At 42.8% G+C, this 24,198-nt stretch carries 19 protein-coding genes; 8 read left to right on the plus strand and 11 right to left on the minus strand.

The annotated features are described in order from the left end of the window. Positions 1 to 5: 5 nt before the first annotated feature. Positions 6 to 2,939, minus strand: a complete 2,934-nt coding sequence (locus B2746_RS20420; protein WP_290798332.1) for a PD-(D/E)XK nuclease family protein — start codon at positions 2,937 to 2,939, stop codon at positions 6 to 8. A 16-nt stretch (positions 2,940 to 2,955) separates the two neighbouring features. Then, the gene (locus B2746_RS20425) at positions 2,956 to 6,198 is read right to left on the minus strand and encodes a UvrD-helicase domain-containing protein (protein ID WP_290798334.1); all 3,243 of its coding nucleotides are present in this window, start codon (positions 6,196 to 6,198) and stop codon (positions 2,956 to 2,958) included. A 98-nt stretch (positions 6,199 to 6,296) separates the two neighbouring features. Between B2746_RS20425 and B2746_RS20430 the strand changes: the two genes are divergently transcribed. Then, a complete protein-coding gene (locus tag B2746_RS20430; RefSeq protein ID WP_290798337.1) occupies positions 6,297 to 7,664 on the plus strand; it encodes a deoxyguanosinetriphosphate triphosphohydrolase in 1,368 nt (455 codons plus the stop codon). Positions 7,665 to 7,876: 212 nt separating this feature from the next. Here the strand turns inward: B2746_RS20430 and B2746_RS20435 are convergent, their stop codons facing one another. The 3 genes from B2746_RS20435 to B2746_RS20445 are packed head-to-tail and all read right to left on the minus strand — an operon-like array spanning position 7,877 to position 9,644. Then, on the minus strand, positions 7,877 to 8,776 hold the full coding sequence (locus B2746_RS20435; RefSeq protein WP_290798339.1) for a serine hydrolase: 900 nt from the start codon (positions 8,774 to 8,776) through the stop codon (positions 7,877 to 7,879). A 33-nt stretch (positions 8,777 to 8,809) separates the two neighbouring features. Further along, a complete protein-coding gene (nadD, locus tag B2746_RS20440) occupies positions 8,810 to 9,379 on the minus strand; it encodes a nicotinate (nicotinamide) nucleotide adenylyltransferase (RefSeq protein ID WP_290798341.1) in 570 nt (189 codons plus the stop codon). Between the two features lie 7 nt (positions 9,380 to 9,386). After that, on the minus strand, positions 9,387 to 9,644 hold the full coding sequence (locus B2746_RS20445; protein WP_290798344.1) for a FeoA family protein: 258 nt from the start codon (positions 9,642 to 9,644) through the stop codon (positions 9,387 to 9,389). 25 nt (positions 9,645 to 9,669) lie between these two features. On the opposite strand from B2746_RS20445, the gene ybeY reads away from it, so the two are divergent. Together ybeY and mnmG are read left to right on the plus strand one after the other, a co-directional pair. Beyond that, complete coding sequence (gene ybeY, locus B2746_RS20450) at positions 9,670 to 10,113, plus strand: rRNA maturation RNase YbeY (protein WP_290798347.1); 444 nt, start codon at positions 9,670 to 9,672, stop codon at positions 10,111 to 10,113. Positions 10,114 to 10,670: 557 nt separating this feature from the next. After that, positions 10,671 to 12,539, plus strand: coding sequence for a tRNA uridine-5-carboxymethylaminomethyl(34) synthesis enzyme MnmG (gene mnmG / locus B2746_RS20455; RefSeq protein ID WP_290798350.1), 1,869 nt, complete (start codon positions 10,671 to 10,673; stop codon positions 12,537 to 12,539). 70 nt (positions 12,540 to 12,609) lie between these two features. Here the strand turns inward: mnmG and B2746_RS20460 are convergent, their stop codons facing one another. Next, positions 12,610 to 13,749 (minus strand): DEAD/DEAH box helicase, encoded by a 1,140-nt coding sequence (locus B2746_RS20460; protein ID WP_290798353.1) that lies wholly within the window; start codon positions 13,747 to 13,749, stop codon positions 12,610 to 12,612. A gap of 158 nt (positions 13,750 to 13,907) precedes the next feature. Beyond that, positions 13,908 to 14,924, minus strand: a complete 1,017-nt coding sequence (gene nadA, locus B2746_RS20465; RefSeq protein WP_290798356.1) for a quinolinate synthase NadA — start codon at positions 14,922 to 14,924, stop codon at positions 13,908 to 13,910. A 657-nt stretch (positions 14,925 to 15,581) separates the two neighbouring features. Between nadA and B2746_RS20470 the strand changes: the two genes are divergently transcribed. Together B2746_RS20470 and B2746_RS20475 are read left to right on the plus strand one after the other, a co-directional pair. After that, positions 15,582 to 17,693: a peptidylprolyl isomerase gene (locus B2746_RS20470; protein ID WP_290798359.1), complete on the plus strand. Its 2,112-nt coding sequence runs from the start codon at positions 15,582 to 15,584 to the stop codon at positions 17,691 to 17,693. Positions 17,694 to 17,790: 97 nt separating this feature from the next. Beyond that, complete coding sequence (locus B2746_RS20475) at positions 17,791 to 18,294, plus strand: DUF2480 family protein (RefSeq protein ID WP_290798362.1); 504 nt, start codon at positions 17,791 to 17,793, stop codon at positions 18,292 to 18,294. A 111-nt stretch (positions 18,295 to 18,405) separates the two neighbouring features. Here B2746_RS20475 and B2746_RS20480 read toward each other — a convergent pair whose 3' ends face one another. Genes B2746_RS20480 through dnaN form a run of 4 tightly spaced genes read right to left on the minus strand, consistent with a single transcriptional unit; the run spans position 18,406 to position 21,566 of the window. Further along, on the minus strand, positions 18,406 to 19,134 hold the full coding sequence (locus B2746_RS20480) for a 3-deoxy-manno-octulosonate cytidylyltransferase (RefSeq protein WP_290798365.1): 729 nt from the start codon (positions 19,132 to 19,134) through the stop codon (positions 18,406 to 18,408). A gap of 28 nt (positions 19,135 to 19,162) precedes the next feature. Then, on the minus strand, positions 19,163 to 19,981 hold the full coding sequence (locus tag B2746_RS20485; protein ID WP_290798369.1) for a sterol desaturase family protein: 819 nt from the start codon (positions 19,979 to 19,981) through the stop codon (positions 19,163 to 19,165). A 55-nt stretch (positions 19,982 to 20,036) separates the two neighbouring features. Then, complete coding sequence (locus B2746_RS20490; protein WP_290798371.1) at positions 20,037 to 20,441, minus strand: DUF2007 domain-containing protein; 405 nt, start codon at positions 20,439 to 20,441, stop codon at positions 20,037 to 20,039. Positions 20,442 to 20,450: 9 nt separating this feature from the next. Beyond that, positions 20,451 to 21,566: a DNA polymerase III subunit beta gene (gene dnaN, locus B2746_RS20495; protein WP_290798374.1), complete on the minus strand. Its 1,116-nt coding sequence runs from the start codon at positions 21,564 to 21,566 to the stop codon at positions 20,451 to 20,453. 152 nt (positions 21,567 to 21,718) lie between these two features. On the opposite strand from dnaN, the gene B2746_RS20500 reads away from it, so the two are divergent. From B2746_RS20500 to nagA, 3 genes are read left to right on the plus strand one after another with little or no spacing between them, the layout of a single operon-like run. Then, the gene (locus tag B2746_RS20500; RefSeq protein WP_290798377.1) at positions 21,719 to 22,198 is read left to right on the plus strand and encodes a regulatory protein RecX; all 480 of its coding nucleotides are present in this window, start codon (positions 21,719 to 21,721) and stop codon (positions 22,196 to 22,198) included. A gap of 45 nt (positions 22,199 to 22,243) precedes the next feature. Next, positions 22,244 to 23,101 carry a nitrilase family protein gene (locus B2746_RS20505; protein ID WP_290798379.1) on the plus strand — a complete coding sequence of 286 codons (858 nt, stop codon included), beginning with the start codon at positions 22,244 to 22,246 and terminating at the stop codon, positions 23,099 to 23,101. Then, positions 23,094 to 24,194 carry an N-acetylglucosamine-6-phosphate deacetylase gene (gene nagA, locus B2746_RS20510; protein WP_290798381.1) on the plus strand — a complete coding sequence of 367 codons (1,101 nt, stop codon included), beginning with the start codon at positions 23,094 to 23,096 and terminating at the stop codon, positions 24,192 to 24,194. Before B2746_RS20505 ends, nagA begins: the two co-directional genes overlap by 8 nt. The last annotated feature ends 4 nt before the right edge of the window (positions 24,195 to 24,198 follow it).

A 24,198-nucleotide genomic window follows, 5' to 3' on the forward strand; every position in this document is an offset into this window, starting at 1 on the left:
CTAATTTACCTTCCACAGATTTTTTGATAAGGACAATATTCGCATTTTTCCCGACGTGTCGTCTGATCAAATGGCTGATTGCGATTAAAAATTTCTTCTACCGTTTGCTGTAATTGGTTCATCAGCTCCGGTACCATTTCCCGGATGCGATGATTGTCCAGTTTTGATTTTATCCCGGATTCTACAAAACGCCAGTCAAAATCGGTCCCGTCTTTCCGCATCGAACGGACATCATATAAACCAGCATTCACGGCCGGTGCTTGCCTTTGTTCGCGCATCCAGTCTCTTTCTCCCTGCTCTTCTTTCAACGCCTGTCCCTCAGGCTTTCCTGCTACCTGCATTATTTTCTGGCGTAGCAATTCTGCATACAAAAGGGTTTGCAGCGCCGCTTTATTCCGATCGGCCCTATCCCGCATGAACAGGGTATCAACTGAACGAAATTCTTTTTTATCACTACCGGTTTTATAATCTATAATCCGGTAAACCCCCTCTTTCTGATCAATCCGGTCGATATACCCGCCTAACCGGATCGTCCAGTTTTCACCATTCACTTCCACCGGAATGGGAAATGAAATTTTTAATTCCTGATCCACCAGGGTAAACGGTGCCCAGGCTTTATCCTGTTTCAAAATTTCTTTCAGGTAGGTTCTCACCACTTCTTCCACCACTCTCAGGGTGCCTGTGTATTCTACCCGATGCGTACGATCCTTCGCCAGTTCATGACCAAGAGCTTCCTGTAAATACGGATCCACCTGACTCTGCAACCAGTCAAAATCATCCGGTTCAACCAATTTGCTGCTTTTCCTTTCTTCCAATCCACGGTAAAGAAATTCAATAGACCGGTGCAACAGGTTTCCCAAAACCCGGGGTGAAATTTCTTCTTCCAGTTCTTCCGGCTCCCGGATCGATTGCACCTGCTGAAAGTAAAATCGCAAACGACAATCAAGGTAGGTATTAATTGCAGAGGGACTGAGCATCATTTTTTCGGATGCGTACTTCCGCATGGTTTTCATCACAGCCTCCTCTTTTTCTATTACGATAGGTGGCTTGGCTTGGGGTACAACCTGTAAATGAACCGTTTTTTTTAGTAGCGGAATATCTGTTTCATATTCCAACTGCGTGAGAAACCTGCTTTGTTCTGCCAGTCCTTTTTCATCCACGGTGGAATTATATAAACAGGTCATTTTTTCAGATCGCTGCAACAAGCGGTAAAATACATAAGCGAAAATAGCATCCTGGTTTTCCAGCACACTTAATCCATAAGCCCTTCGCACACTATCCGGAATAAAAGTAGGCGCTGCTGCTTTTTTAGGTAAGATCCCTTCGTTTACATTGAGCAGTATAATGTTTTTGAAATCCAGCGCCCGGCTTTCCAGCAATCCCATTATTTGTAAGCCTTTCAACGGTTCTCCTTCCAGAGGAACCGATTGTGACCGCATCACTTGCAACATGATTTCACCAACGAAAGAAATACTTAATTCCTCCTGAAAACTTCGTAAAAGATCGTCCAGTCTGTTTAGTTGAAGTTGGGCCGCCAGAATAAGCTGGGTATCCAGTTCCGTACTTCTTTCCAATTCAGGTACTGCTGCCTGCATTTCCAAAACTTCCCGTACCATGGAAATCAGATCCAGCGGATGCTGGACCAGTTCCATTGCCTTTTTTAAGCGGATATCCTGGAGCTTTGCCCAGGCAGCAGCAGGAATACTCACCAGCGATTTTTGTTGTATCTCTTCGGCTAATTCTTTCGCTTCCGATACTTTATATAAATAGGGATGCTGTACCAATTGCAGTAAAGGTCGAAAATACACGGAGCGACCTTTGTTTTGCAACAGCGATTCCTGCACATGTACCATTGTTTGGATCAACGAATAGAGAGGTGATTGCAATAGCCCATAACCCATCGTGATATTCACCTGTTGAATCCATTCGGGCAGGGCATGCAAAACAGGTAATAACTGATTTTCATCTGCGAGTAAAACCGCCGTTTGCTCCGGTTCTTCGAGTAGGGAGGGGATTTCTTTTAATAAAGCCGGAAGCATACGTACCTGGGCTGCATTTCCTTCAGCTGCAATCAACTGGATCGGCCGGTCTTTTCTTCGAATACTATTTTCTATTGGAAGCTGGTTTCTGAATAAACCCAGATTGCGGCGAAGAAAACGACCGGCTTCCTGTAATTCATCTTCTATATAATGTATGTCCGTATCAAAATAAAAGAGGGCCCTTCCTTCTTCCTGCCATTTTTGTAATACCTGCAGTTCCGCCCGGTTTAATGCATTGAATCCAACAAATACCAGTTTTTTCCACTTGTTGGGAAAATCATCCGTATCAAAATCTCCTGCAACCAGACTCCTGTAAATCATGCCTGTTGTAATCAATCCACGTTGCCTGAGTTTTTCACGAAACAACTCAAATACTGCCGGCAGGTTTTTCCATAATTGCAGAAAACGTTCTTTCTGCTGACTCAGTTTTTGCACGGAAAAATTCTTCCAGAAATTCTGCAGATAGTTTAATTGCTCCTCTGTCAGATAATCCAATCCCTGATCAATGGCTGCCAATTCTGCCAAATTGCTGTATAAGTCCTTTATTGAAACTACATTGGATTCCAGCTCTGTAAAATCATTGAGCAGGATTTCGCCTAATGGATAAAATCGTTCATAGGGAACCACCTGAACAAATTCTTTCTCCAACACCTCCCGGTAGGATTCATACAATAAAAATGAACAAAGCAGCCGATCAGCCGGTAAACCCTGAGTGGACTCCTGTATGAATTCATGAATGGTAAAAATATCCGGACTCCAGATAGGAGTATCCAGCTGTTTACCAAGGTGCTGGCGAAAATATGTAGCCGGACGTTTATTCGGAAATATAATCGCACAATCTGCAATGGAGGATCCGAATTGCCGGAATAAATGGGTAGCTACTGATTCAAGAAAACTCATTTTAATTCATTACACGTTATCCAAATAAATTTCCCTGATGATTGGCTAAGGCAGTTAATGGAACCAGCGACTGGTTATAGCCGTAATAAATAAATGCCTGTATGGATGGATAACCCATTTGCTGCAACAATTCCTTATACTGTTTTAATTGCTTTCCATGCGAAGCTGCAGTTTCCTGGGTAAACTTAAAATCCAACAGAATCGTTTCTTTTTCTCCAACAAGAATTTTATCCGGTCTTCTGATTGAACCACCGGGTAATAAAATAGCTTTTTCATTCAGGGTTGTATAATCTCCGCTAAACCAGGTGAACAATTGGGGATGTTGCAATGCTTTCAACACAAACTCTTTAACCTGCTCCCATTGTTGCGTAATTAAAAGTCCTTCCAGTTGCATTCGTTGCAGGCAGTTGTCTAATTCAGATGGTCCACTGATCCGTGACAATGCCAGGTGCGCCAATTGTCCAATTTTCTGTTGGTCAGAATAGGCAGATTGAAGAATCTGCTCCGCTTTACCAGGTTCTCTCAATGCCATAACATGATGAGCAGAATTGGAAACCAGGGGAATTTCTAACTCATCTTCTCTGTTTTTAATAGAGCTATCCGGTTTCAGATTTCCTTCGATTATAAATGAATGCTGTTGCTGAACTCCCTGATACAGCAGGTCTGCAATGGTGGACATGCCTTTTGCTTCTGTTGATTTTGACGGCAGGGGTGCCATCAGATAGATTCCCTGACGAGCTCTGGTTAATGCAACATATAGAAGATTCAATGCATCCATCCTGCTCATCAGCATTTCTTCAAAATAGTCGTAGGCAAATTCCGTTTTTCCAAGTGATGATTGAATATCCACCGGTAATACTTCCAATCCGGAACCATCGTTTTGCCAATCGCACCACAATAATCCTTTATCCGATTTTAGTTTCCAGTCTGCATAAGGTAATAACACCACATCAAAAGCAAGTCCCTTTGATTTATGTATGGTCATAACCTGGATGGCATTTTCTCCGCCGGCAAGAGGAAGTGCCTTGTTTTTTCCTTCTTCCTGCCACCAGGTAATAAAATCCCGGATGGATGGTTTCCCTTTGCTGCTGAAGGAGTTTACCAGATCACGAAAAGCCAGCACATAGGCTTGTTCGTTCGCCCATTCATCCAACTGGAATTGTTGGATGATGGTTTCTGTTGCTTCGTACAGGGATAACTGTAAGAGCTGGTTTTTCTCTTTGGAAAAGGCTGCTGGCAACAGATCCAGCTGATGATTGATTTCCTTTCTGTAGAGAATGGGTTGATTGATTTCCATACCCAGGCGCATTGCATTAGCCTGGATCAATTCAACACGGGCGATATCATCTTTTTCATTCAGCAGAAAACGAAATGCTGCAATAATCAGCTGAATGGCTGGTGAGGCACTGATCAGCAAAGCATCAGAAGAGATCAGGTTATATTCCCGGGCACGGGCAGCCGAACTTTGTTTATATTCCAGCAGCAGGCTGATTACCCTGCGGGCATCTGCATTATTGCGGGTTAAAATAGTAAGCTGGCTGGGCTTTAGTTTTTTATCTACCAGCAATTCATCAATCAATTCACATATGCGGGCTTCTGCGGCTGGCTTCCAGGAAGAGGGAGAGCGGGCGTCTTCTTTTTCATAGAAACACACTTCAACTGCCCCACCTTCTTCACAGTTCGGTGGTTTTTGCTGAACTGCATCTTTATAGGCATCTTCTATTATGGTGAAGTACTGATTTCCATGCAGTCTTTGTAATATTTTTTCATCGCTTACTTCACTCATTTCAAGTGAAAAATCCTGCTGCAATAAATTCGGCAGGGTACTAAAGAGCGAATTATTAAAATCAATAATGGCAGCTTTGCTCCGATAGTTTTCCTGCAGGCTGGCTTCGTATACCAGTTGTTTTCCGATATCCTGCTTAACCTGGTGTTGCAGTAATCGCCAATCTCCATTTCTCCAGCGATAGATAGATTGTTTTACATCGCCCACTACCAGATTAAATGCTCCAACTGATACCGATTGTTCTACCAATGGTTTAAAATTCTCCCATTGAAAGCGGCTGGTATCCTGGAATTCATCCAATAAAAAATGCTGATACCGGTTTCCAATTTTTTCATAAATAAAAGGCGCTTCATTGTCTTTTACCAGTTCACGAAGCAATTGTTGTGTATCAGAAATCAGCAACACATTATTATCGCGCCGGTATTCACTTAACTGTTCTGCGAGTATGCGAAGCAGGCTCAGGTTATTAAGTTTACGAAGTACGGCAATTGCTGTTTGATAAGACAATTCCTTTTCATTATAATAGTCCAGTGCTTTTCCCAGTAACTCATTTATCGCAGGATAGATACCTTCAACATTCGCTTTACTTTCTGCTGAGGCTTTTGCGGCCGTCCAGTTTTGCAGATTGTCGCGGGCTTCCAAAACAGTTTTGGTGGCTGTATAATCCTTTCGTTGAATTTTATTGAAATAGTTGATGAATCCTTTTTCTCCCCTTGAAAAATCAGACAGCGCAATTCCGGAATTTTTCAATAATTCAGTTGCTTTCTGTCCATATAAAAGCATGGTTGCTTCAACTGATTTCTGTGTGGATTGCAGAGTCTTTTTTAATTCCTCGAAAACACGCGAAGGATCTTCCAGCTGGCGCATGTTTTGTTCAAACCGATAAAATCTTTCCTGAAATATTTCTCCTGCAAGAGATAGTAATTCAGATCGGAAATCCCAGTTTTGTCCGGCTTCAATTCTGTCTATGGCGATTGTTTTTACCCAATTCAATAATTCCTGATTGGTTTCCAACAATTCAAAAAGTCGGTCAGCCAGTTCCTCTTTTACAATATCCTGATTGAGTTGTAATTCGAATCCGGCATCCAGTCCGATTTCAAATGCAAAGGAGCGAATAACCTGCTGAACAAAACTATCGATGGTGTTGACAGAGAATTTCGCATAATCGTGCAGGATAGTCCGATAAACAGCATCTGCAGCAAGCTGAAGTGTTGCCGGATCCTGCAATGTTGGAATTCTTTCCTGAATAATACGGGCATAGGGGGTGGCACTTCCGAGGGCAATCTTTTTTAGTTCTCCCAGGATCCGCTCTTTCATCTCCTCTGTGGCCTTATTGGTAAAGGTTACAGCCAGGATTTCTCTGTACTTATGCGGATATTCAAAAAGAAGACACAGGTATTCTGATGCCAGTAAAAAAGTTTTACCGGAGCCGGCGGAAGCCCTATAAATATGCAGGGGTTCAGTATGCAACATGAGCGGGGAATAATCTAATCAAACTTATTGATTAAATGGCAGGCAGAAAATTGGAGCAGCTATTTATTTGGTGAATCCGTATTTACCTTTGACGGATGATGAACTGGAATACATGCTTTTCAAATGCGCGATTTGGGCAGGAGTATAAATCTGATCAGCCAAGAACGGCTTATGAGCGGGATTTTGATCGATTGATCTTTTCGGCAGCTTTTCGTCGCTTACAGGATAAAACCCAGGTATTTCCATTACCCGGACCGATTCTTGTTCATAATCGGCTCACGCATTCGCTGGAAGTGGCCAGTGTAGGCCGTTCGCTGGGAAAATTGGTGGGACAGCGGCTGGCAGATCTGGTGGAGGTGGAGACTTCACGTGAATTTTATCGTTCTGAATTATCAAGTGTAATTGCGGCAGCCTGTCTGGCGCATGATATTGGAAATCCATCCTTTGGTCATTCGGGTGAATCGGCCATTTCTGCTTATTTTTCTGAATCGGCAGATGAACTGATAAATGGTAAAGCGCTAAGAACCCATTTCAGTGCGGCAGAGTGGCAGGATCTTACAAAGTTTGAAGGCAATGCCAATTCCTTTCGGATTCTGACACATCATTATGCGAACCGGCAGCAGGGTGGATATCAATTAACCTACAGCACATTGGCGGCGATTGCAAAATACCCCTGTGAATCAATCGCAGGTGATGGGTCAGCAGTACATCGTAAAAAATATGGTTTCTTTCAGTCAGAAAAAGAGAGTTTCAAAAAACTGGCAACTGCGCTGGGCATGGAAGCGGAGCAGGAGAATCCCCTTTCTTTCCGGCGGCATCCATTTGTATATTTGGTTGAAGCGGCCGATGATATTTGTTACCGGGTAATTGACTGGGAAGATGCACATCGCTTAGGTATTTTGGATAGTACAACTGCTGTGGGGGCTTTGCTTAATTTAGTAAAGGCCGGCAGAGGTAACAGGATGGAACGGATCCATGCAACACTGGAAACTTTGAAAGAAGATGCTCGTGAGCAACTCGCCTTTTTAAGGGCGATGTGTATCAATCAGCTGGTGCAGGCATCCGTAGAAATTTTTATACAAAATGAATCCGACATACTAACCGGAACCTATAACCGATCTTTGCTTGATGACGTAGAACCCGCTATGGCATTGGCTTTGAGGGAAATCAACAAGATAACGGTGAAGCGTATCTACAACCATGAATCCGTTGTAAAAATAGAGCTGGCCGGGTATGAAGTAATGCATTCTTTATTAAGTCATTTTATTCCTGCTGTTTTAAATGACAAACCAAGTCACCGGGAGAAAAAGGTATTACAACTTCTTCCGGACCAGTACCGGGAGGAGGGAAGTGCTGCCTATGGAAAAGCCTTAAACGTAGTGGATTTTATTGCCGGCATGACCGATTCCTATGCAATGGAGTTGTATAAGAATTTGCGTGGAATCAGTTTACCTACGCACAGTTGAGGGGGCAGGAGGGAGAGGGGAAGGCGTTTTTCCTAGTCTGTCTCGTCCTAATATAGCTATACAGGTTAAAGAATACATCCTAAATAAGGTTATCAAGAACTTCTGTAACACCTTATTCTCACTAGATGGAAATGTTTTAAAATAGGTCAGCCGCCTGAATCTGCAGGAAGGTTAATTTTTATTAATTAATTGATTATCAATATATTATAAAATTATTTACTTTCTTTCCCTCCTCCTCTCTCCCTTCCACCATACTCTTCCCAGAGCAAGCGGGCCAGTTGTCGGGCCAATACCCATCCTGCGTTATTGGGTTCCCAGCTCGTATCTTTTTGATTTTTAGTAATTATGGAAAATATATAGGGACCATTGGGGGCCATTACCAATAAGGTTTCGCTGCGGGAGGCATCTACTGCACCATTTTTTGAAGCAATAAAAACAGTTGGTGGATGTACGGAGATGGCTTCTTCATCCCAGAAATTACGACCCATTATTCTCAACATTTGTGCGGAGGCTTCTTTACTCACCAGTTTACCCTGGTACATAAGTTCCATCAGCCTGACCATTTCCTTTGGAGTTGTTTGACCCCATCCGTATAATTGCTGATTTTCTTTCCTTCCTGGCGTTCTTGAGTTTACTCTTGTATGAAGAAAACCCATACTATCAAGAAGGGTATTGATTTGAGTTCCTGTTCCGGCCAGTGATTGTAACCAGAGACTGGCGGTATTATCACTGGTGGTCATCATCAGCATGATGACTTTGGCAAGCTGGATGGTTTCTCCATCTTTGAAAGAGCCAAGAATATCTTCCCCTTCATACAGAAGTGAATCGCGATAAACCAGCGGTTGGTGGTAACTCAATTCCTTTTGCTCCAGTTTATTCATGATACCAATTAAGATAGGTACCTTAATCATACTGGCTGTTGGAAAAATGGAATCTGCCTGATAGGACGCTATTTTACCAGATGGCAGGTGTTTTACATAGATCCCAACATCTCCCTCAAATCCCGCCGTCAGCTGGCGCAGCCTGGCCTCCAGTACTTTATCAGTTTTTTGAGCTACAGAAGATATTGATAAACAAACGAATAAGAATAAATTTAAGAGCTTATTCAGCATATGTATGATTTTTTATCGGGGTTTGGCAGGATGCTATCTGTAATAGCCATTCTTCTCGATTTCTTCCCGAACCGGTTCCGGAACAAGGTAATGTATATCTTTCCCGCTTTTAATCTGCTCTCTTATAAAGGTGGCTGAAATATCGAGGAGAGGGGCTTTTACCTCTGTGAGTTTCACTGGCAGTTGACTAATAACTGGAAATCCTGGTCGCGGATAAACATACAATTCATACCGTTCTACGAGGGTTGCTGCATTTTTCCATTTATGCAGGTTCTGAAGGCCATCGCTACCCATCACCAGACAGAATTGATGTTGTGGAAATTTTTCTTCCAGGTAAGCCAGGGTATCAATGGTATAGGAAGGCCGGGGCAAATGAAATTCTATATCTGTCACCTTTAATCTGTCAATTCCCTGAACAGCGAGTTTCGCCAAATGCAGGCGGTGGTATTCATTTAATAAACCATTGGACGGCTTGAATGGATTCTGAGGAGATATAACCAGCCAAACCTGTTGAAGATCAGTCTGATAGGCTATCTGGTGGGCAATAATGCAATGCCCGGTATGAATTGGATTAAAAGAACCAAAATACAAACCTATTTTCATGTCCCACTTATACTAGTTCTTCCACAAAAATATTGCGCGCCTCATCCAGGCGGAGGCTGAGGTTATATCCTGAAACAGTTATAGCGATCGGATCCCCCAGTGGAGCAATTTGTTCTACCCTTATTTTTTCACCTGGTACACATCCCATTTCCATCAGCTTTAAGAATATTTCATTATTCTCAAAGCTTTTTATTACGACCGTACGGCCGATTCCTATATCAGATAATCGTTTCATGCTAACTTCACCAAAACTATGACCGCCCATTCAATTTATTTTACGAATTAAGGAAATGATGAACAAAGCTACCGATAATATATCCTTTCACTACATATCAAAGGGATTTAGCTTTCCCAATAGAAACCAATGTAAAGCCTTTTTGTTGAAATTGTTTCGTAAAGAAAAAACTCAGCTGGAGCAGCTCAATTATATTTTCTGTAGTGATGAGTACCTGTTAAGCATTAATCGTGATTTCCTTCAACATGATTTCTATACGGATATCATCAGTTTTGAAATGGCAGATAAAGGCCACCCCTCCCAGGGTGAAATCTATATCAGTGTGGACAGAGTGCGTGAGAATGCCAATTTACATAGAGAATCCTTTCAGCGGGAGCTTCATCGGGTCATCTTCCACGGTGCCTTACACCTTTGTGGCTATCGGGATAAAACAAAAAAAGAAGAATTGCTGATGCGCCAAAAGGAGGAGGAGTACCTGAGCTTGTATTTTAAACAGTAAAAATTCCCCTGCACTCAGATCGATTATTCCACGGTTTCCCATGTTCCACGTGAAACAGTTTGTTAATAGTTGATTCCATTGGCGGCCACCCGTTTGGAAACAAGCTTCAACGTCTCCATTTGACCATAACCAATACTACCTGGTAAGCGACCAACTAATTTCTTGTGCTGAACAAGTTTAGGGTGATATATTACCTGTAGATACCTATACCCTTGTACATATTAATAGGTACAATTAAACCTTCTCATATCTGTTAATCAAATAAACCCTTCACCAAAACCGAAAACTAATACCATCCTGATATTGAACGCGACTATTCCAGGTTCAGAATTGTTTATTGCAAACCAACCAACTGTTATCTCTTAATTCTATTAGCACCCTAATTAATCTGATGTGCCTGCTTTCTTACCCTTTCAGCTCTCTCCCATCTCCTAATTTCCTCCTCCCATCTCCCTCTTTCCATTACCCTTCCTCCTCCGTTCCACGTGGAACAACCGCAACATATTATTCCTCTGCTTTCTTCTGCACAACGTATTTTTGCACCTTAAATCTTTATCATGTTTCCTGAGTATGATGTAATTGTGGTAGGAGCCGGACATGCGGGTTGCGAAGCAGCAGCAGCAGCAGCAAATCTGGGCAGCAAGGTGTTGTTGATTACAATGAATATGCAAACCATCGCACAGATGAGTTGTAATCCGGCTATGGGTGGAATAGCAAAAGGACAAATTGTTCGAGAAATTGATGCGCTGGGAGGGTATTCTGGTATAGTAACTGACCGATCCACCATCCAGTTTAGAATGTTGAATCAGTCAAAAGGACCCGCCATGTGGAGTCCCAGGGCACAGAATGATCGGATGTTGTTTGCCACCACCTGGAGAGAATTGCTGGAACAAACCCCCAATGTGGATTTTTATCAGGATATGGTAAAAAGTCTGATAGTTAAGGATAATAGGGTGGCTGGAGTTGTAACCGGGTTAGGGCATCAGATAGTTTCAAAAGCAGTGGTAGTAACGAGTGGAACCTTTCTAAATGGAGTAATACATATTGGCGAAAAAACATTTGGTGGTGGGAGAGTGGCAGAAAAAGCAGCTACCGGCATTACAGAGCAATTGGTAGAACTTGGCTTTGAATCAGATCGGCTTAAAACCGGAACACCTCCCCGCATAGATGGAAGAAGCCTGGATTACTCTAAAATGGAAGAACAAAAAGGAGATGATACGATTGTTGGTTTCAGTTATCTTCCTCAACCCCTGGTAAAAGCAACTGAACAAAGGAGTTGTCATATAACCTATACCAACTCCCAAACTCACGAACTTTTAAAAACCGGCTTCGACAGAAGTCCGATGTATACCGGCCGAATAGAAGGAGTGGGACCAAGGTATTGTCCGAGTATAGAAGATAAAATCAATCGGTTTGCTGATCGCGAAAGACACCAGATCTTCGTTGAACCCGAGGGTTGGAATACGGTAGAAATTTATGTAAACGGATTTTCTACCTCTCTTCCGGAAGATGTTCAATATAAAGCACTGGTATCCATCCCGGGATTTGAGAAAGCCAAAATGTTCCGTCCGGGTTATGCCATTGAATACGATTATTTTCCACCTACTCAATTGACTTATTCCCTGGAGACAAAATTGATTTCCAATCTTTTCTTTGCCGGACAAATAAACGGAACAACCGGATATGAGGAAGCAGCCTGCCAGGGTTTGATGGCCGGCATAAATGCACACCTCAAAACAAAAGAATTGGCACCCTTTATTCTTAAAAGAAGTGATGCCTATATCGGCGTTTTAATTGATGACCTTATTTCAAAAGGAACGGAAGAACCTTATCGCATGTTTACCAGCAGGGCAGAATTCAGGACATTACTTCGCCAGGATAATGCTGACTTGCGATTAACTGAAGCAAGTTTTAGAATGGGACTTGCATCACAGGAAAGGATGAATCTTGTACTTGCTAAAAAGCAGGGTACAGAAGAAGTAAAAAAAATCTTACAGGATTTTTCCATTGAACCGGCAGAAGTCAACAGTTTTTTGGAATCAATAAAATCCGCACCCATCAACCAAAAACAAAAAGCATCACAATTGTTGCTTCGTCCAAATTTATCTATGAAAGAATTGGTGAATGCAATTCCAAGATTACATGATGCGCTGGTAACTCAACCACCGGCTTCTGTTGAACAGGCAGAAATCCAATTGAAATATGATGTCTACATAGAAAAAGAAAAAGAACTGGTGGGACGTATGAATCAAATGGAAAGTCTGGAAATTCCAGACAGTTTTGATTATACAAAAGTGGCTGCCATCAGCAACGAAGCCCGGGAAAAATTAAAAAGAATTCGTCCCAGAACACTTGGCCAGGCAAGTAGAATAAGCGGCATAAATCCAAGTGATGTTCAGATTCTGATGGTGTATATGGGCAGATAAAAAAAGGCTGAAATACATTATATTTATTAATAATGTATTTCAGCCTTTTATTTTTTTACCAAACAGGTACTTATACTAATTCAGCCACCTCCACCTTACGGAGAGGAATCTTTTTACCAATTAACTTTTCAATATCCCTGAGGTATTGCCTTTCTTCTCTGTCGCAGAATGAAAAAGCACGACCACTGTTTCCAGCACGGCCGGTTCTGCCAATCCGGTGAACATAGGTTTCAGGAACATTCGGCAATTCAAAATTTACCACAAAAGCCAGTTCATCAATATCGATTCCACGTGCAGCAATATCAGTAGCTACCAATGCTACAATCTTACCCTCTTTAAAATCAGATAATGCCCGCTGTCTTGCTCCCTGGGTTTTATCACCATGGATGGCAGCAGATGAAATACCAGATTTTTGCAGGTACTTGGATAGCTTATCAGCACCATATTTTGTACGGGTAAAAACAAGAACAGTCGAAATTGACAGGTCTCGGATGATTCGAACCAGACCGTCTCTTTTTTCCTCCTTATCCATATAAATCAACTCCTGCTTAACCAGATCAGTTGTGGAAGATACAGGTGTCACAGCAACGGTTTCAGGATTTACCAAAATCCGTGCAGCCAGTTGTTTAATTTCATCCGGCATGGTGGCAGAGAAAAACAAGGATTGACGCTTCGCGGGAATGAACTGAAGAATCTTTTTAACATCATGTACAAATCCCATATCCAGCATTCTATCCGCTTCATCCAAAACAAAATAACGGATACTGTCAATCGACAACAAACGCTGTGATATCAAATCCAGCAAACGTCCGGGTGTAGCGATTAATACATCCACACCACGTTGTAATTGTTGAACCTGCGGAACCTGAGAAACTCCGCCAAAAATTGCCATGCTTTTGAAGGGAAGATACTTTCCATAATCACGGAAACTTTCCTCTACCTGGATAGCTAATTCACGGGTTGGTGTCAATACCAGCACCTGAATACCACGAACGGGTTTTTGCTCTTTTTTATCTTCTTCCATCAATTGTAAAACCGGAATAGCAAAACCAGCAGTTTTACCAGTACCAGTTTGAGCACATGCCAGCAAATCTTTACGCTGACTAACAATGGGAATTGCTTTGCTTTGAATGGGGGTAGGATTGGAATATCCTAAATCGTTCAACGCCCTGAGAATAGGGGTTGAGATCGCTAATTGCGAAAAACTCACAGTAAATAATTTAATTTAAAAATGAAGGCTAACTCAAGCCTTAAGCGTCTTAGAAACGATACAACCAGAACGAGAAGGTGGGAAATCGCAATAGCGGCAGCGAAAATAAGAACAGCAAAGCTACTGCTTTGCTGTGGATAAACCTGTTAATATTTTATTTAGCCTCCCAATCCGGCTGCTTTGCTGATCTCCAGCATGCGATCAATTGGCTTTTTGGAAGCAATGCGTAATGCCTCGTCCATAGTAATTTCAGGTGTTTCATACTCCATACAGAGGTAAAGTTTCTCCAGGGTATTAAGCTTCATATGCGGACAATCATTACAAGCGCAACTATTGTCGGGTGGTGCCGGAATAAAGGTTTTTTCAGGACTAGATTTCTGCATCTGATGTAAAATGCCTGTTTCCGTGGCAACAATGAACTCTTTTGCAGAATCCTGCTGTGTGTACTTCAGGAGCTGGGTTGTGCTCCCTATGAAGTCCGCAATGCGCAACAAGGGGTCTTCACACTCCGGGTGCGCAATCAATTTTGCCTCCGGATGCCGAACCTTCAATTTGGTAATTTTTTCGAGACTAAAAATTTCATGCACCATACAGGCTCCGTTCCACAGAACCATATTCCTGCCGGTTTTCTTGTTGAGATAAGCACCCAGGTTTTTATCCGGTGCAAAAATGATGGGCTGATCAACCGGAACACTTTCAATGATTTTTTCTGCATTGCTGCTGGTGCAGATGATATCGCTCAGTGCTTTAATATCAGCAGTACAGTTGATATAAGAAATCACGATATGATTCGGATGCTGTTCCTTAAACGCCCTGAACAAATCTGCAGGAGCTGAATCGGCCAATGAACAGCCCGCATTCAAATCAGGCAATAATACCTTCTTGCTGGGATTTAAAATTTTTGCAGTTTCCGCCATAAAATGCACACCGGCAAAAACGATGATATCCGCCTGCGTTTTTTCTGCCTGCTGGGCCAAACCCAAACTATCCCCAATATAATCTGCCACATCCTGAATATCCGGTTCCTGGTAATAATGTGCCAGGATAATGGCGTTTTTTTCTTTTTTGAGCCGCTCAATCTCCAGAAACAAATCCAATGTAGGATCCAACTCGATATCCAGAAAGCCAACTCGGGAAACATTTTTTCTTGCATCTTCCATGTTAATAACTGCCATAGTATATACTATATAATATTTTATAAAAAATAACCTATTACTATTAGGGCTGTGGATATGGGGATAAGAACTTTTTAAAAGCTTGGTAATGTAATAAAGGCCTGGTTATCCACATCAATCCACAAGATACAAACAGAACCAATGCTGCTATCTCCCTAAGTTTTGCCTCTTTATAAACAACGGTGGATTACGAATCCACTGTATAACAAAACTACTACCTTCCTGTTAGTTGAAATCTAATAAATCAATGGTTGTTCGACCAAAATGGAAAAAGCCGGGAGCATGCCTGAACTTATTGGTAATCTATCCCCGAATCAAAAGCAACAAAAGGCGGTTTATCCACGAAAATTTGGCTTCATTAACATTTGACTGTGAATTAAGGTTTCACAAATGCCCATTTTTTACAATTTTCCCTGAAATCATTAGGTCTCCAGGGCATAGCAATTGATAAATTACGTGAAACAATTTTAAAAATTAATATTCAACTTTGTAATAATGTTTCATGTTTTGCTACTAATAAGCAGAGCAATCAAATCGGTGAAAGGCAGAATTGTAGCGTATTTCCGGCTTTTTCCACAATTTGTTCATAAGTTGGAATTCCTTATTTTCGCTCCTCATTTTTTTGCTAATAATATAATAGTATAATAAGAACGCACCATGTCGATCATTCAAAACATCAGGGATAAGGCAGCTTGGCTTGTTTTCATTGTAATTGCTTTGAGTTTATTGGGTTTTTTATTGATGGATTCTGTATCAGGCGCCCGTGGGCGTGATCTGTTTGGAGGAAGCCAGTCATCTCTGGGCTCTGTAAACGGAAAGGAAATCAATTATGTTGAATATCAGAAACGTCTTCAACTTCAGGAAAATCAATTCCAGCAACAGGGTTATCCGATTAATGAACTGATGCGGCAGAATATACAGGAGCAGGTTTGGAACCAATTCATTGAAGAGAACGTGCTGGAAGCTGAATATAAAAAATTGGGACTTGCAGTTACAGCTCCCGAAATAAATGATATGCTGTTTGGTGATAATCCTCCTCAGGATTTTCGTCAGCAATTCACCAACGAGCAGGGGCAATACGATGCCAATAAAGCAAAGGAAGCCATTGATGCGTTGAAGAAGCAGAAGAATAACGAGATGACAAAAAACTTCAATGATGTGTATTTGCCGGCTTTGGCAGGTGCGCGTTTACGTGAAAAATATACTGCTCTTCTTGGTAACACATATTATATACCAAAATGGATGGCTGAAAAAACTGCTGCTGAAAACAGCCAGATTGCAGCTATTAAGTTTGTTGCAGTTCCTTATACTACAATCAGTGACAGCCTGCCAGAAATAAAAGTAACGGATGAAGATATTACTGCTTTTATTTCCAAAAGAAAGGAAGAGTTCAAGCAGGAAGGATCTCGTAGCATCAGTTATGTAAGCTTTAGTGCTGCCCCAACTGCGGAAGATACTTTATCGGTTCGTACCAATTTGCAGAATCTCCGGGATGAATTTGCCAGTTCAACTGATGCAGCTGTGTTTTTATCCAGAAATAACAGTGATGTTCCATTTTTTGACGGATATGTTTTAAAATCCAGACTTCAGGTTCCCAATGCGGATACGATTCGTAATCTGGCAGACGGCGCGGTATATGGACCTTATCTGGATGGAGGAAATTATGTGCTGGCGAAAATGTTGGGTAAACGCTCCATGCCGGATAGCGTAAAATGCCGCCATATCTTAATTAGTACACAAACAACACCCGATAGCGTTGCAAAGGCACGGATTGATTCTATTGCCGGTGCTATTCGTGGTGGATCCAGTTTTGCTGCATTGGCTGCTCAATTCAGTGAAGATCCCGGTAGTAAGGATAAAGGAGGTGAATACGATTTTGGCTCACAGCAAATGGGTAACCTGGCCAAAGAATTCGGCGAGTTCATTTTTTATGGATCTACTGGAGATAAAAAAGTGGTAAAGACAGATTTTGGCTACCATTATATAGAGGTATTAAATCAAAAAGGTTTTGAGCAGGCATATAAAGTGGCCTATTTAAGTCGCCCGGTTATTGCCAGTCAGCAAACGGAGAATACCGCTTCAGGCGCAGCCAATCAGTTTGCAGGTGAAAGCAGGGATGCAAAATCCTTCAATGCCAATGCAGAAAAAAACAAGCTTACCAAACTGCTGGCACAGGAAATCAAGCCAAATGATATAATGGTACCCGGATTGGGATCCAGCCGTCAGCTGGTTCGTTGGGTGAATGAGGCGTCCATCGGCGATGTTTCTGAGCCCTTTAGTGTGGATGATAAATTTGTGGTGGTAATGCTGACTGAAATTTCCAAAGAGGGATTGATGGCGGCTGCAAAAGCACGTTCTTTGGTTGAATTCCAGGTTCGCAATCAGAAAAAAGCAGAAGCAATTAAAAAGAAAATTGGAACAGCTTCTACCCTGGATGCAGTAGCTGCAGCTACTTCTCAAGCTGTATTAAGTGCCGATAGTGTACGTTTTTCTTCACCGTTTATTCCAAATGTGGGTCAGGAACCAAAAGTAATTGGTGCTGCCTTTAACAAGGCATTCCAGTCTGCAGTTTCTGCTCCAATTGCAGGAAACGGAGGGGTTTTCGTTATTAAAACAGAAACTGTAGGAGCTGTATCTGATGGTGGAGTAAATGCGGAAGAGCAAAGAAAAGCGAACATGCTACAAATTCGCCAGTCTGCAGGATTCCGTGCAGTGGATGCACTTCGCAAATCGGCAGATGTTAAAGATCAACGCTCAAAAGTTCTTTAATTTATAATGAGTTAATGAAAAGGGACCTCCAACAGGGGTCCTTTTTTTATTTAGTAACTTTGTAATCCGGAATTTGTTAGATAATAAAACAGTTTGTATGGCGGATACTATTATTAATAAAGTAGCTGAAAGTGGATTGATTACGCTGGATCTGGATGCATATTATCCGAATCAGGAAATAAAGGTGTTTGATTTAGCGGCGCATCTGTTCATGGGTTTGATTCTGAAGGAAAAAGACTTCCGCGCTGCAATGAAGGAGCTGGATTGGGAAATTTACAGAGGAAAGCTGGTGACTGTTACTTGTACGGCTGATGCCATCATTCCGATGTGGGCTTATATGTTGGTGGCAACCTATCTGCAACCAGTGGCTGCAGAAATTTATCAGGGAACTGAAACGGAGTTTCGTAAAAAACTATATCTGGATCGGCTGGCTTCTTTGGATTTGGCATCCTTTTCTGATAAGCGATTGGTAATCAAAGGCTGCGGTGATCTTGCTATTGGCGAATACGTTTATTTCGAAATCACACGGCTACTTTTGCCGCATGTCCGCTCTATCATGTACGGAGAACCCTGCTCCACTGTTCCGGTTTTCAAACGTTAGGTGTCAGACAGGTGTTAGAACGTTGTTGGAGAGACGTCAGACAGGTATTAGGATGTTGTTCTAACATGTATCTGACACTTCTCTAACAGCGTTCTAACACCTGTCTGACACCTAAAAGGATTTCAGATACTCAGCTGCTTTGACCAAATCCTCCGGAGTATCAATATTAACCCCAAGGTATTCTGTAACTACCATCTTTAGAGGAATTCCATTTTCCAGGTAACGCAGGCACTCAATCTTTTCCGCTGCTTCCAGTGGAGTCATCGGCCAGGAAGTAAAATTCAGAAGAGCCGATTTGCGATAGGCATAGACGCCCACATGCTCATACCAGATAACCGGAGGCTCCGTGCTGCGCGGATATGGTATGGGGCTACGGCTGAATAGAAGCGAATTTCCAAATTTATCAACCACCACCTTTACTACATTCGGATTTTTCACCGCTTCCGCATCGTGCATTTCCTGCATCAATGATCCCACCTGAACAGCAGGATCCTTAAAACTGGCCAGCAGATTTTCAAGCGGAGCCCGTTTCACAAAGGGCATATCACCCTGTACATTCAGAATGATATCCACCTCCATGTTTTCAATTATTTCAGCAATCCGGTCACTTCCGCTTTCATGGGCCCGTTTACTTCGATACACTTTTCCCCCCGCAGCCACTATTTCCGCCTCAATAATATCGCTGTCCGTAACCACACTTACCTCGTCAAATAAGCCGGTTGCCACCGTATTTTCATATACCTTCCGAATTATTGTCGAATCTCCCAGCGGTTTCATTAATTTTCCCGGAAACCGTGTTGCATCATACCGCGCAGGAATCATCGCTATGCTTTTCCCCATCAAAAATTATTTTGAAAACAAAGATGCATCAATAATCGGTTTTTATATCCTTATTGAAAGGAATCCTGAACTGGTAACCCAAATCCTCATCCGTCCTGTCTTCCAGTACATCCAATCCATACCGTAAACCAGCCGGATCAACATACCGGAAAGTTCCGAACAACCGATCCCAAACAGAAAAAATATTTCCATAATTCGTATCCGTAAGCGGTCGCTCAAAATGATGATGCGCTTTATGCATATTAGGAGAAACAAAAATCAGACTGATGGGATAATCCAGCCATCGGGGAACCCGGATATTTGCATGATTAAAATGTGTGAACAAAGCGGCACAACCCCTATATAAAAAATAAAGCCACACCGGAGTGCCAATTACCAGAATCCCAATGATTGTACTGGTTTCACGAAACAACCACTCACCCGGATGATGCCTGGTTCCTGTCGTAACATCCACCTTGGTATCACTGTGATGCACCATGTGAAATTTCCACATAAACTTTATCCGGTGCATGAACCAATGGGGAATGTACTGACCAAATAAATCCATGAGTAAAAGCCCAACCAAAATTTGTAACAAGCTATTGAGAGGAAACCATTGTAATAATCCCCATTGGTTCTCAACAACCCATGCACAGAACCAAATTGTAACCAATCCGAATATCAGGTTTAAAACTAAAGTGGTCGATAAAAAAACAAGATTAACACCCGCATGCCGAACACGGTTGAAGGAAAATTTAAAAAGTGGATAATACCCCTCCAGCAACCAGAAAAAAATCATTCCACCCATCAGAAGTAGTATCCGATGACCGGAAGGGATGGTAGCCCAATAAGCAAAAAATTCTTCCATATGGCAGCATTTGGTAGAACAAGTTACCAAAGACAGCCAATCAGAAAATCAAAAATCAGGAAAATTGACCCAAATCATCCGCCCGGCGACCACAGGACCGACAAATAATTTCAGAACTGAAAACACTTTCATTGATACCACGCAACCGATCCACCAACCGCTTACCCCATCCCGGAAGTTTAACCAAGGCCTGACGCTCCAGTGATTTACTTCCGCAACCCGGACAAGCAAGCGTTTTTATATAGGCATCTTCCGCGCTTTCCAGAATTTGCTGGGCGCGGCTCAGGTCAGTGTCCAGCACCATCAGTTTAATGCCGCCAAGGGCGGGACTCAAAAATGGATCAATCGTAACCGTATGTTCATCTTTGAGATGACAATTGATTCCACTATCAACCAACAGGTTCAATTGTAAGTTGGCTTTTATATAATTGTCGTATGAACGGATCTGTGAAAAACGCATGAATTGAAATCAGGCATTCAGCATCAAGGGCATCACCAGCATCAACAATTCCTCATTTTCGTCGGCTTCCATTGGTTTGATAATGCCTGCTTTGGTAGGAGTTGATAATTCCATGCGAACCTCATCGCTCTCCGCGGCATTCAGCATTTCAATCAAAAAACGGGCATTAAATGCAATGGCGAGGTCTTCTCCATCATACTGGCATTTCATGCGCTCATTTCCCTCAAAGCTGAAATCAATATCCTGCGCAGCCAATTGTAATTCACTGCCGGAAATACTCAATACTACCTGATTGGTACTTTTATTGGAGAATACACTTACACGACGAAGGGCACCCTGAAAATCAGACTTGGTGACAATCATTTTGTAGGGATTATCAGCCGGGATTACCACTTTATAATCGGGAAAGCGCGCATCAATCAAACGGCAACTCATCTGGGTATTCCCATGGGTTACAAAAAGATGATTGCTATTATAACTTACCGTAATTACATCATCATTATCGGGCATGGCCGATTTCAGGATATTCAGGGGCTTTTTGGGCACGATGAAGGAATCGCTTTTCGGACATTTAACATCTGTGCGCTTGTATCGAACCAGGCGGTGCGCATCCGTTGCAACAAACTGAACAAAATTTTTATCCAGTTCGAAATAAACCCCAGTCATAGCCGGACGAAGATCATCGCTGCTAACGGCAAAGAGGCTTTTGTTTATTCCTGTAACCAGGGCACTGCTGGTCATCTCGAATGAAGTGGTATCATCGGCTGAAGGTTCTTTCGGAAAATTATCCGGATTCTCCCCCATCACCTTGTACTTACCATTGTCGCTGGTCATTTCGATTCCGAAATTTTTGTCAATGGTGAACGTCAATGGTTGATCCGGAATATTCTTTAAGGAATCAATCAGAATTTTTGCAGGAATACAAACCCTGCCATTTTCCTTGGCCTCAATATCCATCTGAACCCGCATCACCGTTTCCAGATCGGTGGCCACCACATTCAATTTGTTTTTATCTATCTCAAAAAGGAAATCTTCCAGAATGGGTAAAACAGTATTTGCATTGATAACGCCACTGATCTGTTGGAGCTGTTTCAATAAAGCCGAGGAACTAACGATGAACTTCATAAAACGGTTGCGATTTATAAGGGACGAAACTAAGGAAATTCGGGCATTCTGCTATTGAAGATGTAAGATCTCAGTGAAACTCATCCCTTCAATTGCAGGGATGTTAAAAAAATGGGTTTTTTCCACATCCTGTTTTACTGGAACTTTACTGCATGATTCAGGGAAAACGACTCACTCCCGACCAGGCACTCCAAAAAGCCCGCCATTATTGCGGTTATCAGGAACGCTGTCACCAGGAAGTAAAGACCAAATTATTCGGGTTTGGACTTAACCGCCAGGAAGTGGACAATGCACTTTCCACGCTGATTGAAGAAGATTATCTGAATGAGGAGCGATTTGCCATTCAATTCGCCGGTGGTAAATTCAGAATGAAAGGCTGGGGCAGGAGCCGGATCAAAATGGAACTCAAACAACGGCAGGTTAGTGAGTACTGTATTAAAAAAGCGATGAAGGAAATCCCGGATTCTGTTTATTTTACTACCCTCGAAAAATTAGCGCGAACCCGATGGGAGAGCCTGAAAGACGAGGATAAACCATCGCGCCTGCGCAAAACCCAGGATCACTTAATATATAAAGGATACGAATGGGACCTGATAAAGGAAACCTTAAAAGGATTGGAATCCCAGATATGATTCGTTTGAATCCCTCCCTGTGCAACTAAAGAATTAATTTCGAACATGTCTTCTCTAACAATTACCACTATTCAATCGGCCTTACACTGGGAAGATCCGGAAACTAACCGCCGGATGTTCGAAGAAAAAATGGATGCGGTTGCTGAAAAAATGGAGCTGGTGATTTTACCGGAAGCCTTTACCACCGGTTTTTCAATGAATCCCGTAAAATTGGCGGAGCCCATGAACGGACCAACACTGGACTGGATGAAAAGGGTGGCAGCGCGGAAAAAAATTATTCTGACAGGTTCGGTTTTCATTGAAGAGGGTGGTCAGTATTTTAATCGCCTGCTCTGGGTTTTACCCAATGGACAGGTGGGTCAGTATGATAAAAGACATCTCTTTGCTTATGCCGGTGAGGATAAGCAGTTCAGTGCCGGCCATCGGCGATTGGTTGCTTCGGTCAAAGGCTGGCGCATCTTCCTTCAAATTTGCTATGACCTGCGTTTCCCCGTCTGGAGCCGCCAACAAGTTCCTTCCCACCCGCCGGGTGCCACCGGTCGGGTGCCACCGGTCGGGTACCACCCGCCGGGTCAAGCGGAATATGATCTGCTTATTACAGTGGCCAACTGGCCGGAGCGCAGAAACCAGGCATGGAAAACCCTGTTAGCAGCAAGGGCAATTGAAAACCAGGCTTATGTTGTGGGTGTTAACCGGGTTGGCGAAGACGGAAATGGAATTTATCATAGTGGAGATTCGATGATCCTGGATCCACTTGGCAGCCACCTCTATCTTAAAGAACACCAGGAAGATATTTTTACCATTACACTGGAAAAGGAAAATCTGGATAAAATCCGCCAACAATTACCGTTTCTTGGAGATGCAGACGCCTTTACCATCTTAAACGAACCCACTGATGTCTGAAATACAACAGTTTCACTTTACCAATGGCCTTATTTTCACCGGCGATGAATGGCATACCCAAGTTGCTATCACGGTAGAAGAAGGCAGGATCACTGAGATCGACCCCCACCCGCCGGGTGCCACCGGTCGGGTGCCACCGGTCGGGTGGATGGATCTGCAGGGTGGATACCTGGTGCCGGCATTTATTGATGTACAGTTATATGGGGGAAATGGACAACTTTTTGGAGTTCGACCCAGCGTGGAGGCAATCCAGGCAACAGTCGATTATTCAAGGAAGGGCGGCGCTCACCTGATCCTGCCAACCGTAGCAACCAATGATAACAGCATTGCACTGGCCGCTATTGATGCAGTAAAGAAGTACTGGCAAATTGGTGGCAGTGGTGTTTACGGAGTGCACCTTGAAGGACCCTTTCTCAACCCATTAAAAAGAGGCGCCCATGTATTGGAAAAAATACAGCAACCCTCTATGGAAGCCCTTAAAGCACTGGTGGAGCCCGGCCGAGGCATCATAAAAATGATGACAATCGCCCCGGAACTCTTCCAGCCGGATCAAATTGACTACTTATTGGAAGCAGGAATCATCCTCTCAGCCGGACATAGTAATGCCAGTTTTGAGGAAGCCAATACCGGATTTGACAGAGGCATCAGTACCTGTACCCACCTGTTCAATGCCATGTCGCCCTTGCAACACCGGGCACCCGGACTTGTTGGCGCCATCTTTTCCCACCCTTCTGTAGCTTCCAGTATAGTGCCGGATGGCTATCATGTTGATCCGGCAGTTATAAAAATGGCCAAACATCAGATGGGGGAGCGTTTATTCATCATTACCGATGCCGTAACTGAGAACCAAACAGGGAATTATTTGCACCAGTTGCGGGGAGATCATTACACATTACCGGATGGAACCTTGTCCGGGTCTGCGCTCACTATGTTAAGTGCAGTTCAATTTTGTGTAAAAAAAGCCGAAATTTCGTTGGTGGAAGCTCTACGAATGGCCTCCCTTTATCCGGCAAGAGTACTAGGCATTGATAAGGAATGGGGCAAACTGGCAGTCGGTTACAGACCGGAATGGTTTTGGATACCATCATTTTAAAATA

The sequence above is a fragment of the Flavihumibacter sp. UBA7668 genome (assembly GCF_002483205.1).
Classification (GTDB): Bacteria; Bacteroidota; Bacteroidia; order Chitinophagales; family Chitinophagaceae; genus Flavihumibacter.

What these genes read in the sequence shown, in the direction of transcription:
- B2746_RS20420 (WP_290798332.1), bottom strand. Translation starts at nt 2,939, where the DNA reads ATGAGTTTTCTTGAATCAGTAGCTACCCATTTATTCCGGCAATTCGGA.
- B2746_RS20425 (WP_290798334.1), bottom strand. Translation starts at nt 6,198, where the DNA reads ATGTTGCATACTGAACCCCTGCATATTTATAGGGCTTCCGCCGGCTCC.
- B2746_RS20430 (WP_290798337.1), top strand. Translation starts at nt 6,297, where the DNA reads ATGAACTGGAATACATGCTTTTCAAATGCGCGATTTGGGCAGGAGTAT.
- B2746_RS20435 (WP_290798339.1), bottom strand. Translation starts at nt 8,776, where the DNA reads ATGCTGAATAAGCTCTTAAATTTATTCTTATTCGTTTGTTTATCAATA.
- nadD (WP_290798341.1), bottom strand. Translation starts at nt 9,379, where the DNA reads ATGAAAATAGGTTTGTATTTTGGTTCTTTTAATCCAATTCATACCGGG.
- B2746_RS20445 (WP_290798344.1), bottom strand. Translation starts at nt 9,644, where the DNA reads ATGGGCGGTCATAGTTTTGGTGAAGTTAGCATGAAACGATTATCTGAT.
- ybeY (WP_290798347.1), top strand. Translation starts at nt 9,670, where the DNA reads ATGATGAACAAAGCTACCGATAATATATCCTTTCACTACATATCAAAG.
- mnmG (WP_290798350.1), top strand. Translation starts at nt 10,671, where the DNA reads ATGTTTCCTGAGTATGATGTAATTGTGGTAGGAGCCGGACATGCGGGT.
- nadA (WP_290798356.1), bottom strand. Translation starts at nt 14,924, where the DNA reads ATGGCAGTTATTAACATGGAAGATGCAAGAAAAAATGTTTCCCGAGTT.
- B2746_RS20470 (WP_290798359.1), top strand. Translation starts at nt 15,582, where the DNA reads ATGTCGATCATTCAAAACATCAGGGATAAGGCAGCTTGGCTTGTTTTC.
- B2746_RS20475 (WP_290798362.1), top strand. Translation starts at nt 17,791, where the DNA reads ATGGCGGATACTATTATTAATAAAGTAGCTGAAAGTGGATTGATTACG.
- B2746_RS20480 (WP_290798365.1), bottom strand. Translation starts at nt 19,134, where the DNA reads ATGGGGAAAAGCATAGCGATGATTCCTGCGCGGTATGATGCAACACGG.
- B2746_RS20485 (WP_290798369.1), bottom strand. Translation starts at nt 19,981, where the DNA reads ATGGAAGAATTTTTTGCTTATTGGGCTACCATCCCTTCCGGTCATCGG.
- B2746_RS20490 (WP_290798371.1), bottom strand. Translation starts at nt 20,441, where the DNA reads ATGCGTTTTTCACAGATCCGTTCATACGACAATTATATAAAAGCCAAC.
- dnaN (WP_290798374.1), bottom strand. Translation starts at nt 21,566, where the DNA reads ATGAAGTTCATCGTTAGTTCCTCGGCTTTATTGAAACAGCTCCAACAG.
- B2746_RS20500 (WP_290798377.1), top strand. Translation starts at nt 21,719, where the DNA reads ATGATTCAGGGAAAACGACTCACTCCCGACCAGGCACTCCAAAAAGCC.
- B2746_RS20505 (WP_290798379.1), top strand. Translation starts at nt 22,244, where the DNA reads ATGTCTTCTCTAACAATTACCACTATTCAATCGGCCTTACACTGGGAA.
- nagA (WP_290798381.1), top strand. Translation starts at nt 23,094, where the DNA reads ATGTCTGAAATACAACAGTTTCACTTTACCAATGGCCTTATTTTCACC.